General features: G+C 40.5%; 11 protein-coding genes. 9 read left to right on the forward strand and 2 right to left on the reverse strand.

Annotated elements, in window-relative coordinates; all coding sequences use genetic code 11:
* The first annotated feature begins 23 nt into the window (after positions 1-23).
* The 6 genes from NSU02_RS10120 to NSU02_RS10145 all read left to right on the forward strand — a co-directional run bounded on the left by NSU02_RS10120 (position 24) and on the right by NSU02_RS10145 (position 6,610).
* The gene (locus NSU02_RS10120; protein ID WP_339195753.1) at positions 24-1,667 is read left to right on the forward strand and encodes an AMP-binding protein; all 1,644 of its coding nucleotides are present in this window, start codon (positions 24-26) and stop codon (positions 1,665-1,667) included.
* A gap of 10 nt (positions 1,668-1,677) precedes the next feature.
* Positions 1,678-3,033: an acetyl-CoA carboxylase biotin carboxylase subunit gene (locus NSU02_RS10125; RefSeq protein WP_339192818.1), complete on the forward strand. Its 1,356-nt coding sequence runs from the start codon at positions 1,678-1,680 to the stop codon at positions 3,031-3,033.
* Between the two features lie 84 nt (positions 3,034-3,117).
* Positions 3,118-3,330: an acetyl-CoA carboxylase biotin carboxyl carrier protein subunit gene (locus tag NSU02_RS10130; protein ID WP_130157294.1), complete on the forward strand. Its 213-nt coding sequence runs from the start codon at positions 3,118-3,120 to the stop codon at positions 3,328-3,330.
* Positions 3,331-3,342: 12 nt separating this feature from the next.
* A complete protein-coding gene (locus tag NSU02_RS10135) occupies positions 3,343-4,251 on the forward strand; it encodes a hydroxymethylglutaryl-CoA lyase (protein ID WP_063389475.1) in 909 nt (302 codons plus the stop codon).
* Between the two features lie 17 nt (positions 4,252-4,268).
* Positions 4,269-5,048, forward strand: coding sequence for an enoyl-CoA hydratase (locus NSU02_RS10140; protein WP_063389474.1), 780 nt, complete (start codon positions 4,269-4,271; stop codon positions 5,046-5,048).
* Between the two features lie 14 nt (positions 5,049-5,062).
* On the forward strand, positions 5,063-6,610 hold the full coding sequence (locus tag NSU02_RS10145) for an acyl-CoA carboxylase subunit beta (protein WP_063389473.1): 1,548 nt from the start codon (positions 5,063-5,065) through the stop codon (positions 6,608-6,610).
* A gap of 902 nt (positions 6,611-7,512) precedes the next feature.
* Here NSU02_RS10145 and NSU02_RS10150 read toward each other — a convergent pair.
* Positions 7,513-8,160: an ATP-binding cassette domain-containing protein gene (locus NSU02_RS10150; protein WP_339192819.1), complete on the reverse strand. Its 648-nt coding sequence runs from the start codon at positions 8,158-8,160 to the stop codon at positions 7,513-7,515.
* A gap of 39 nt (positions 8,161-8,199) precedes the next feature.
* Complete coding sequence (modB, locus tag NSU02_RS10155) at positions 8,200-8,874, reverse strand: molybdate ABC transporter permease subunit (RefSeq protein WP_063389471.1); 675 nt, start codon at positions 8,872-8,874, stop codon at positions 8,200-8,202.
* 303 nt (positions 8,875-9,177) lie between these two features.
* Between modB and NSU02_RS10160 the strand changes: the two genes are divergently transcribed.
* The 3 genes from NSU02_RS10160 (at position 9,178) to tsaA (ending at position 12,345) form a co-directional block, all read left to right on the forward strand.
* A complete protein-coding gene (locus NSU02_RS10160; RefSeq protein WP_339192820.1) occupies positions 9,178-10,125 on the forward strand; it encodes a helix-turn-helix transcriptional regulator in 948 nt (315 codons plus the stop codon).
* A 341-nt stretch (positions 10,126-10,466) separates the two neighbouring features.
* The gene (locus NSU02_RS10165; RefSeq protein ID WP_094245175.1) at positions 10,467-11,828 is read left to right on the forward strand and encodes a transposase; all 1,362 of its coding nucleotides are present in this window, start codon (positions 10,467-10,469) and stop codon (positions 11,826-11,828) included.
* A 37-nt stretch (positions 11,829-11,865) separates the two neighbouring features.
* Positions 11,866-12,345 (forward strand): tRNA (N6-threonylcarbamoyladenosine(37)-N6)-methyltransferase TrmO, encoded by a 480-nt coding sequence (gene tsaA / locus NSU02_RS10170; protein WP_066250716.1) that lies wholly within the window; start codon positions 11,866-11,868, stop codon positions 12,343-12,345.
* The last annotated feature ends 202 nt before the right edge of the window (positions 12,346-12,547 follow it).

Below are 12,547 nucleotides of genomic sequence, written 5' to 3' on the forward strand. Positions count from 1 at the left end.
AGGAGGCGCATGTTATGACGGAGATGTTAGAGGTTACGGTTGGCAAACTATTAGAAGAAAAAGCGAATGCTTATCCAGAGCATGAGGCTGTTGTGTATGCAGATCGCGGACTTAGAATGACATACAGGCAGTTTGATGAATATTGTCGTCTTGTTGCTCGAAGCTTCATGAAACTGGGCATTCAGTCAGGAGAGCATATTGCAATTTGGGCAACCAACACTCCTGAATGGCTGGCATGCCAGTTTGCTACAGGCAAAATGGGGGCTGTACTTGTGACGGTCAACACGAACTACCGTACAGCTGAATTAGAATACTTATTGAAGCAATCAGATTCCACGACCCTTCTTTTAATCGAACAATATCGCGATACCTCTTACATTGACACGATCTATGAGATTGCCCCGGAGCTGTACGAATGTCAGCCAGGACAGCTGAAGGCGAAGCGTCTTCCACGTCTAAAAAATGTCATCGTTCTTGGTGATAAGCGTTACCCTGGCACATATACATGGAATGATCTTTTGGCGATGGCTCAAGATACCGCTGAAGATGAACTCGATCAACGAATGAACTCCCTTGACCCGCATGATGTCATCAACATGCAATACACTTCAGGAACGACAGGATTTCCAAAAGGAGTTATGCTCAGCCACTACAACATTATCAACAACGCCTACAATATTGCTCAATGCATGAAACTCACGAAAGATGATCGTTTATGTATTCCTGTGCCATTTTTTCACTGCTTTGGCTGCGTGCTTGGCGTCTTAGCATGCGTCTCTGTAGGCGCTACGATCGTACCAATACAAGAATTCAATGCTACCCAAGTGCTTCAAACGGTTCAAGACGAAAAATGCACCGCTTTACATGGTGTGCCGACCATGTTTATTGCTGAGTTGAACGATCCTGATTTCGAAAAATACGATCTGTCTTCATTGCGGACAGGAATTATGGCGGGATCAAATTGTCCAATTGAAGTAATGAAGGCGGTTATCGAAAAAATGGGAGCCAAAGAAATTACGATTGCTTATGGACAAACTGAATCTTCGCCTGTCATTACTCAGACGAGAACGGATGATCCTATTCATTTGCGCGTCGAGACAGTCGGGCGTGCTCTTCCAAACGTTGAAGTCAAAATAGTCGAACCAGGCACAAACAAGGAAGTACCGTACGGTGTGCAAGGAGAGCTATGTACGCGAGGGTATCATGTCATGAAAGGATATTATAACAATCCGGAAGCGACGAAAGAAGCGATTGATGAGGAAGGATGGCTCCGTACAGGCGACTTAGCAATAATGGATGAAAATGGATATTGCCGCATTACTGGAAGACTAAAGGATATGATCATCCGCGGTGGAGAAAACATTTATCCACGGGAAATTGAAGAATTTTTATATCAGCATCCGAAAATTCTAGATGTTCAAGTGGTCGGTGTACCTGATGAAAAATACGGAGAAGAAGTAATGGCGTGGATTATATTAAAACCAGGGCAAACTGCGACGGCTGAAGAAGTTCAAGAATTTTGCCGCGGAAAAATATCGCGTCATAAAATCCCCCGTTATATTGAATTTACCGATTCGTATCCGATGACAGCATCCGGAAAAATTCAAAAATTTAAATTGCGCGAGCAGGCTAAACAAATTCTTAGTACAAAGACAACACATGAATAGGAGGAGTTGCATGTTTAAAAAAGTGTTAGTGGCCAATCGGGGAGAAATTGCAGCTCGAGTCATTCGAACGTGCCGGCGGTTAGGAATTCAGACAGTAGCCATATACTCAGAAGCAGATGCTGATTCGCTCCATGTAAAATGGGCAAACGAAGCTTATTTAATTGGAAAGCCGCATGTCAGTGAAAGTTATTTGAATATTGACAAAATCATTGACGTTGCAAAAGCGACGAAAGCGGAAGCGATTCATCCAGGATATGGTCTCTTGTCGGAAAACCCGACATTTGCGCACCGTTGTGAAGAGGAAGGAATTGTATTTATCGGACCAAATGCTGATGTTATTGCGAAAATGGGAAGTAAGATTGAGTCGCGGAAAACAATGTCAGAAGCAGGCGTGCCGATCGTCCCCGGCATCTCCTTTCCGCTTCAAAATGTCGAGGAAGCAGCAAGCACAGCAGCGACGATCGGTTATCCTATTATGTTAAAGGCGTCTTGCGGCGGTGGCGGTATCGGAATGCAAATCGTCCATCATGAAGAGGAATTGCACAAAGTGTTTGAAGGCAACCAAAAGCGGGCGACTTCTTTCTTCGGCGATGGGGCGATGTATTTGGAAAAGTATATTCAGAATCCGCGCCATATTGAAGTTCAGCTTCTTGCTGACCACTACGGGAATTATGTGTATTTATGGGAACGTGAATGTTCGATTCAGCGGCGTCACCAAAAGGTGATTGAAGAAGCTCCTTCTCTGTTTTTAGATGAGCAAACAAGAAAAAGAATGGGGGAGACAGCCATTCAAGCTGCCCAATATATCGGTTATACAAATGCAGGAACGATTGAATTTCTTGTTGATGAACAGAAAAACTTCTACTTTCTTGAAATGAATACGCGTCTTCAGGTAGAGCATCCAGTAACTGAGGAGATCACCGGTCTGGATCTTGTCGAAGAGCAGCTGCGCATCGCTGCTGGGGAAAAGCTGGGCTATAGCCAAGATCACATCCAGCGTCAAGGGCATGCCATCGAGGTGCGGATTTACGCAGAGGATCCAAAAACATTTTTTCCATCCCCCGGAACCATTACTGCGCTTCAATTACCGGAGGGAGAGCGTATTCGCAATGAAACAGCGGTTCAAAGCGGAATGGTCGTAACGCCGTTTTATGATCCAATGATTGCTAAATTAATTGTAAAAGGCGAAAACCGAAAGGAAGCGATTAATCGCATGCTGCAAGCGCTTGGCAGCTATCAAATTGAAGGAATTAAAACAAACATTCCAATGCTAAAAGAAGTGTTGGCACACCCAGAATTTCAAGCGGGACATACAACAACCGATTTTGTAAATCGGCATTTAAGCAGCGTTTCTATCAAAAAATAAGATGTTGATCAAGTCTTCCACTTTTCTTGATTAGAGAGTGGAAGACCTTCAATCTGCAAGTTCAGGAAATGGAGGAGTAAAAAGATGAATCAGATTGTTGCAATAATGGCAGGGAATGTATGGAAAATTGTTGTTTCTGTCGGAGAAAACATTGAGAAAGGGCAAGATGTCGTGATTTTAGAATCAATGAAAATGGAAATTCCTATTGCTGCAGAAGCAAGCGGAATCGTTAAAGAAATTCATGTGAAGGAAGGCGATTTTGTCAATGAAGGCGATATTTTGCTTGAATTTGAATAAGAGGTGAGGCGCGTGGGCAACTGGCCTAAACACGTTACGATTAAAGAGGTAGGGCCTCGTGATGGGCTGCAAAATGAAAAGACAGCCATTGCGACTGAAGATAAAATTGCTTGGATCAATCAGCTTTCCAAAACAGGGTTGACGTACATTGAAATAACATCATTTGTTCATCCAAAATGGATTCCGCAGCTAGCCGATGCGCTAGATGTTGCAGCAGGAATTGAACGAGCTCCTGGTGTTACTTATGCAGCGCTTGTTCCGAATCAAAAAGGGCTTGAAAATGCTTTGACGACTCAAGTTGATGAAATCTCTGTATTTATGTCTGCAAGCGAGACGCATAATCAAAAAAATATTAATAAATCAATCTCAGATACCTATCCTGTCTTAACAGCTGTTGTTCAGGAGGCAAAGCGTGCTAAGAAAACCGTTCGCGGCTATCTTTCAACGGTTTTTGGTTGCCCTTATGAGGGGGAAGTTTCCATTGAGCAGGTAGCTGCTATATCAGAGCGGTTGTTTGAAATGGGAGTGGATGAGCTTTCTTTAGGTGATACGATCGGTGTTGCTACCCCTCGCCAAGTGGAAGCTGTGCTCAACTCGCTTCTAAAGAGATTCCCGAAAGAAAAGCTATCCATGCATTTTCACGATACAAGGGGAACAGCCTTAGCCAATGTGCTGCTTTCATTAGAAATGGGGATTACGACTTTTGACAGCTCGCTTGGTGGACTGGGCGGCTGTCCGTATGCACCGGGAGCTTCCGGAAACGTAGCGACTGATGATTTATTATATATGCTTCATGGCATGGATATTGCTACAGGCATTGATGCTGGGCGGTTAACGGAGGCAGCGCTATTTATTCAAAATAAAATAGGTCGAGCGCTCAATAGCCATTATTTGCAAACCGTTGATCCTTGTTTGTCCTAATAAAGGAGAGTGATTAAATGGAATCTTCTATTCTCTATGAGGCGGCGAATGGAGTGGCAGTGCTGACTTTGCATCGCCCGCAAGCAGTCAACGCTTTGTCTACAGCGCTGTTAATGGAGCTGAAGCAAAAGCTTGGGCAATTAAGGTTTGATCGCTCGATCCGTTGTGTGATCGTAACAGGAAGTGGAAAAAAAGCATTTTGTGCTGGTGCTGACTTAAAAGAACGTGCCAGTATGACTGAAACAGAAGTGAGAAAAACGGTTGCGCTGATTCGCGAGACGATCAATGAATTTGAACAGCTTCCAGCACCAACTATTTGCGCGATTAATGGCGTTGCATTTGGCGGAGGCCTCGAATTGGCGTTAGCTTGCGATATCCGTATTGCCTCTGATCATGCTCAGCTTGGATTAACCGAAACGGCGCTTGGGATTATTCCAGGTGCTGGCGGAACTCAGCGTCTCCCGCGTTTAATCGGAAAAGGCAAAGCAAAGGAGCTCATTTTTACGGCTAAACGGCTAACGGCAGCGGAAGCAGCCAGCATCGGAATAGTAGAATATGTTGTGCCGTATGAGCAGTTAATGGAAAAGGCAAACGAACTTGCCGGACAAATAATTCAAAATGCGCCGATTGCTGTTGCCCAAGCTAAAATAGCCATTAATCGAGGTCTGGAAGTCGATTTATATACAGGTTTGAAGCTGGAGCAGATGGCTTATGAGATGACAATTCCAACGAAGGATCGTTTAGAAGGGCTGCAAGCCTTTAAAGAAAAGCGGAAGCCTGTTTATAAAGGAGAGTAAAGGAGGAAGTGCAAGTGATCAACGAGCAAGCAAAAACATTGACCGAGAAATTGGCGGAACAAGTCGAAAAAATTGAACAAGGCGGCGCATTAAAGTACCATCAAAAAAATGCGGAGAAAGGCAAGCTATTCGTACGAGATCGTCTAAAGCTGTTATTTGATGAGGGAATGCAATTTGAGGATGCTTTATTTGCCAATTGTCTTGCTGACGGTCTGCCAGCTGATGGCGTGGTAACAGGGATCGGAAAAATCAACGGGCAAACCGTATGTGTAATGGCCAATGATTCAACGGTAAAGGCGGGATCGTGGGGATCACGGACCGTAGAAAAAATCATTCGTATCCAAGAAACCGCAGAAAAGCTTCGGTGCCCGATGCTTTATTTAGTAGACTCGGCTGGAGCGCGGATTACGGATCAAGTCGAAATGTTTCCTGGTCGCCGCGGGGCAGGGCGCATTTTTTACAATCAAGTAAAGCTTTCTGGAAAAGTGCCGCAAATATGCTTATTATTTGGACCATCGGCGGCCGGCGGTGCTTATATTCCAGCTTTTTGCGATATCGTCATTATGGTCGAAGGAAACGCTTCGATGTATTTAGGATCGCCGCGAATGGCGGAGATGGTGATTGGCGAAAAAGTGACGCTTGAAGAGATGGGTGGAGCGCGAATGCATTGCAGTGTCTCTGGATGTGGAGATGTACTTGTGAAAACAGAAGAAGAAGCCATTCAGTTTGCCCGCAAGTACTTATCTTATTTTCCAGCCAATTTCGCTGAAAAACCGCCGATTGTCGAAGCAAAGCCAGCTAAGAGCTTTGAAAAAACGATTGAGGACATCTTACCCCTGAATCAAAATGCGCCGTTTAATATGTATGACTTGATCGAGCGTTTTATTGATGAAGGCTCTTTTTGCGAAATCAAAAAGCTGTTTGCACCTGAATTGATTACAGGACTTGCTCGCTTGAATGGACAGCCAATCGGTATACTCGCTAACCAGCCGCGCATCAAAGGCGGTGTTCTATTCCATGATTCGGCTGATAAAGCAGCCAAATTTATTACTTTATGTGATGCCTTCCATATTCCGCTTTTATTTTTAGCCGATATTCCAGGATTTATGATCGGCACAAAAGTGGAAAGGGCAGGAATTATCCGCCATGGAGCGAAAATGATTTCAGCGATGTCAGAAGCAACGGTTCCGAAAATTTCTATTATCGTGCGAAAAGCGTATGGGGCAGGTCTTTATGCGATGGCTGGCCCGGCCTTTGAACCGGATTGCTGCTTAGCGTTTCCTAATGCGCAAATTGCCGTGATGGGACCAGAAGCAGCGGTTAATGCAGTCTATGCCAATAAAATTGCTGAGCTTCCTAAAGAAGAACAGGCAGCCTTTATTGAACAAAAACGGGAGGAGTATCGCCGCGATATTGATATTTATCGTTTAGCCTCAGAGATGGTGATAGATGGAATTATCGCTCCAAACCAGCTTCGCGAAGAATTGATTCGTCGCTTTGATGCCTATATGTCGAAATATATCGTCTTTTCGGAAAGAAAGCATGGAGTATATCCGGTGTAATAAAAAAGGCTCTTTGTCAAATATTGGGGTTCAGGCTGCCGCGCTTCGCTTGGTGGCCTTTTCTTCTGGAAAGGGGGTACCTCCCTTTCTAAAAGAAAAGGTAGCGCTAGCCTATATGTCCCTCAATTCTTTTAAACTTGTGGAATAATAGTATTTTTGAACGAAAACGGGTAAAATTCTTATATCCATAGGCATTTCGCTTTCATACCTCCGTTAAATTGTTGATCACTTGCTTTGTCTTGTCGCATTTGATGAGGGAAGATACGCCTTTCTTCTATACGGACAACCATGTCGCAGGCATGTTGTGATTTTTGATTCAATCCAGCTTAAATAGCTTTGGATCCATTGCTTCTCGAAGAGGGCGTAACCGGGCCGCGCTGCTGAATTTAGAAAACGAACTAACGCCAGTGACGATATCCAATGGGTCGAGGGCGCTGCAGAATAATTTTTCCCCTGTGCCAAGCTCTCAACCTGAAAGCCAGTCTTTTCCAGAAACGTCTGAGCTTAATTCTAATGCACCATAAGCTGCGCCCAATGCAACCACTGCCGGCGACAAATGAATGAGACGAGCGCTGTAATTTGTCCCCAGAATTCTTTGTTCAACTGTCCGTCATTGATCCTTTTGCATTAAAAATTAATAGATTTTATCAAAAAGCATCATAAGGGAAAATTTTATAAATTTCACGACCAAAGAATTATGCTGTTTCAAGCGAGAGACGTATCCAGTAAAAAAAAAAAAAAAAAAAAAAGAACTATGTGCTAAATGAACAATATAAAAATAAATTTAATTTACTGTTTTTAAGGAAGCAAACACAAAGTCTGAAAAAGGGGAATGCTATAAACCCCCTTTTTCCTCATAATTTTGTATAACTGATGTTCAGCTTAAAGAGTAAGTCTGTCAATTAACTCTGAATAAGATTCGCGTTCATTTCACTGTCACGAATTTTTCCTTCGTGTAAATATAAAATTCGATTCCCCAATTTTTTTGCTTCCTCAAGATGATGGGTGACTAATATAATGGGAATGCGCCAAAGCTTATGGATACGTAATAGCTCTTCATGACCTTTTACACGTGTTTGATTATCTAATGCAGAAAAAGGTTCATCTAAAAGCAAGGCATCCGGCTCGGTTGCAATGGCTCGTGCAATGGCGACCCGTTGTTTTTCGCCGCCTGAAATTTCAGACGGATATTTATCTCTAAGGTGTTCAATTCGCAGCTCTTTCATTAAATTTTTGACAAAGCTTTCATTTTGCATGCCATAAGCAATGTTTTTCCAAACAGTCATATGGGGAAAAAGCGCATAATCTTGAAATACATAGCCGATGTTTCTTTTTTGAATAGGAACAAATACTTTCTTATTTTCAAATAAAATGGTGTCGTTTAATCGGATGATGCCAGCAGCAGGTTTGCTTATCCCAGCAATACAATTTAAGATTGTCGTTTTTCCGGAGCCGGAGGGGCCAAAAAGGACAACAATCTCATTGGCCACTGAAAATTTTACATCTAATTCAAAATGGGGTAGTCTTTTTTGGATTTCAACGATAAGCATAAGAAAAAACTCCTTTAAGTAAGCGACAATTTGAACTTACTATTTTTGTACATGTCTCATCATATTCCTTTTGCTCCACCAATTTAGCCATAAAATAGCGCTAAAGCCAAGGGCAACGATAATGATCACCCAAAATTTTGCCGCTTCCAAATTACCTGACTCCACCGCAAAATAAATGGCTAGAGGAATGGTGTCGGTGACATTCGGAATATAGCCGGCGAGCATGAGAGTGGCACCAAACTCTCCTAACGCTCGTGCAAAGGATAAAACTAAGCCAGCTAACAGTCCTGGCCATGCCAGTGGAAAAGATATCGTCCAAAACACTCTCCATTTCGATGCCCCCATTGTATATGCAGCATTTTCAATATTTGGGTCATACTGCCGAAACGCTGCAGATGCACTTTGATACATTAAAGGAAAAGACACGACGACTGCTGCGATCACAACAGCATACCAAGTGAAAACAATTTGGAAATCAAACCAATCAAGCAGTAATCGACCAATAAATCCGTTTTTACCAAATATATATAATAAACCAAAGCCCACAACTGTAGGCGGAAGCACGAGTGGCAGCAAAATAATCGCTTCTATAATACTTTTCCCTCGAAAGGAGTTACGACTAATCAATCGTGCCAACACAACCCCAGTAACAAATACAATAAACGTGGCGATTGTTGCCGTTTTTAAAGAGAGTATAAGCGGCGAGTAATTCATATTTGTCGTTCACCTTTTCATAAAGTTTCATCATTTTTCGTTATAAATGGTTATAATTATTTTGAACTTTGGAGTAAAGGAAATGGTAAAACAAGAAGTTGAGTCATTTCCATTGAAAAAGAGCGAAACAAAACATGATATAATCAAGATTAGATATAAACTACATAGCCATCTTCTTGTTAAGAAAATAATTAATTTTATTTATATTTAAATATAAATCATTGATACAGAAGTTATCAATACAATATATCAAATTACATTTAATTACTTATAACGAATTTTTTTATGAAGGAGCAAGTAGGTATGAAAAAAAATCTTTCTTATACAACCGAGGAAGTGGCAAACATATTAAAGGTTTCAAAATTAACCGTATATGATTTAGTGAAAAAAGGGTTATTACCTGCTTATCGTGTCGGACGACAAATGCGAATTGATCCTTCCGATCTAGAAGAGTATATAAAAAAGTCAAAAGAAGAACTGCAGCCAAGCTCCGTACAGTCATCAAAAAAAGAAACATCGATTGAAACTCAAGGGTATTTGCAACCTAGACAATTAATTATAAGCGGCCAGGATATGAGCTTAGATATTTTGGCGAACTACTTAGAAAAATCCTCGAAAAGGTTTCGGCCACTTCGTTCTTATGTTGGAAGCTTAGAAAGCCTAATTTCAATGTATCAAGGATATTCAGACATTGTCAGTACACACTTAATCGAAGGAATTTCAGGTGAATATAATGTTCCGTATATCAATAAGATACTAGTGAATTTTCAGTATATCGTGATTCATTTACTAACAAGGAAGGCAGGCTTTTACGTCAAAAAGGGAAACCCGTTGAATATTAAGCATTGGGAAGATTTAAGAAGAAAAAATATAAAAATTGTGAACCGGGAAAAAGGTGCGGGTGCTCGTGTTTTACTAGATGAATGTTTGAGAAAGTATCGCATACCTGTTTCTGAAATTAACGGCTATGACAATGAGGTAACCAATCACGTAAGTGTCGCAAGTGCTATCGCTAAAGGGGATGCAGATGTCGGGGTAGGAATTGAAAGAGGGGCTAACCTAGTTAAAGATGTCGATTTCATTCCGTTAGTTAATGAAAAGTACGATTTGGTTATTTTAAAGAACGATGAAAATAGAGAGTTAATTAGTCAAGTCCTGCAAATTTTAAGATCGGTTCACTTTCAAAACGATTTAAAAGCACTAGGAGGCTATGATTTGTCACAAACCGGACAAGTCGTTTATGAAAGCTGAAATGGATCCAGCTAAAAGCCAGGGGTTCTCTTAAAAACCCCTGGCTTTGTTTTATCACTTTTTGGCACTGGAATATCTGGTTTTCTTGATTCGTGAGCACTGGAAATGAAAAACTAAAAAGAGAAACATAAGTATATCTTTTTCTATTATATTTATTTATAATTAAATATAATTAATTACTCAGCTTTCGCAGTCCAAAATCTTGTTTAAATGCTTGATGTAAATGGTTTTGGGAAGTACAAAATTATCATTTGACATTTTTTAAAACATAAAGAAAGACACCTATTCTTTTGGTAAAATATTGGTGACGAAACCAAATCCAAAAGAAAGGTGTCACCACTATGATAACGAATAAAGACTACTTTGCGCAATTACCAAAAGAAATTAAACAAGGATTTTCCGAATTAAATATTGGATATCATTTAAGAAAAGCGAATATTACGAAACTTTCCGGGTATTCTTGTCTTACTGTTTTCAAACTGATTTTTCTTTTAGTCTTCCAATATAAGAACTGGTTTCGTGCTTTTATGAGTAAACGATCTCAGGATCTGCCCGGAAAGGATACAGTCTATCGCTTTTTAAATACACCAACCTATCATTGGAGAAAGTTTCTGCTTTCATTAAGCAGTGAAATGATCCGTCTGCTTCAACCATTAACTTCAAAAGATCGTGTCACAGCTTTTGTGATTGATGATTCTGTCTTTTCAAGAAACCGTAGTAAGTCGGTTGAACTGTTGGCTAAGGTTTTTGATCACTCTACCCATCAGTACTTGAAAGGGTTTCAAATGCTTACCCTTGGCTGGACCGATAGTTTTACTTTTATTCCCGTTGATTTTGCTCTTCTAAGTTCACCGAAAAAGGAAAATCGCCTGCAAGAAATCAATACCAATATTGATAAACGAACATCTGGCTATAAGCGTCGCCAGGAAGCTCTGAAATCAAAACCGGACGTGGCTTCAGCTTTACTTGATCACGCGCTTGAAAAAGGGATTGTAGCTGACTATGTTCTCATGGATTCCTGGTTTACACAAGCGCCTTTAATTGAGAAGATTACGAACAAAGGGTTATTTGTCATTGGCATGGTGAAGCAATTAAAGCAGCGATACGTTTACAATGGTGAACGTTTCACACTGAATCAACTTTACAAATTGGCAAAACCTCACATGGGTAAAAAAGACATTCTCGGATCCGTTTATGCTACTTTAGACAATGGAATTCCAGTAAAAATTCTATTTGTACGAAACCGTAATAAACGGAGCGAATGGCTTGCCATTCTCAGCACAGATACAACATTAGAAAATGAAGAGATCATTCGTATTTACGGCATGCGTTGGGACATTGAAGTCTTCTTCAAATGCAATAAATCCCTTTTAAATTTAGAGAAAGAATTCCAGGGACGTTCCTACGACATGTTAATTAGCCATACAACCATTGTTTTTACACGATATATTCTCATTGCTTGGCAAATGCGAAAAGAGGAGGATCCTAAGACGATTGGCAACCTTTTTTACATCCTTTGCGAAGATGTAAAAGACATAGATTTTATTACTGCCCTTCAATCACTTATTGACCTTTTCCAAACTTTGGCGGAAGCCGAGGTTTCTTTGAACATGGACATCTTTAAAAATCAAATGAATAAATGGTTGGCCACTATACCTAATTATATCAAGCAATGCTTAAATATTTCTGTGTGCGAAAGTTGAGTTAATTATAAATAAAAGAAAATAGGATGTTGTAAAGATGAACATTCATTTTAAAGCGATAGGAAAAATTCTAACCCCTTTTAACACCTTGGAAGGAATGCCGATTCAATCGGCGGCGGCGAAAAATGTAGAAGGAACAATAGAGCTTAACCCATTGTATGTAGAAGGGATGAAAGATCTGGACGGCTTTTCTCATCTTATTCTTATTTATTATTTTCATAAGGTTCATGAATATTCATTGCAGGTAGTTCCTTTCTTAGATGATCAACCCCATGGTATTTTTGCAACAAGATTCCCGAAAAGACCGAACCCAATCGGCTTTTCAGTCGTTCGATTGAAAAGTATTGAGGGGAACCATATCCATGTCTTAGATGTCGATGTATTGAACGAAACACCTTTACTCGATATAAAGCCTTACGTTCCGATGTTTGATGCAATAGAAACATCTAAGATTGGATGGTTTGAAAAAAGAATCGAAAACATAGATAAAGTAAAAGCTGATAAAAGCATTTATTGAAAAGGCGGTATTGGCAAGGCCGATTAAAAAGCACCTTATGGCTCTTTTTTCATTGCACTGAACAAATGTGTTTTTTCTATCCATGAACGGAGACACTTTACTATTCTATATAATTATATTTTATATAAATTAATTATATGCTATACAAAATAGTTATAAGAAATTATAATAAGTTTTATATTAGATTAAAAATAGAAGGGGG

The organism is Aeribacillus sp. FSL W8-0870 (genome assembly GCF_037963755.1).
Classification (GTDB): Bacteria; Bacillota; Bacilli; order Bacillales; family Aeribacillaceae; genus Aeribacillus; species Aeribacillus composti.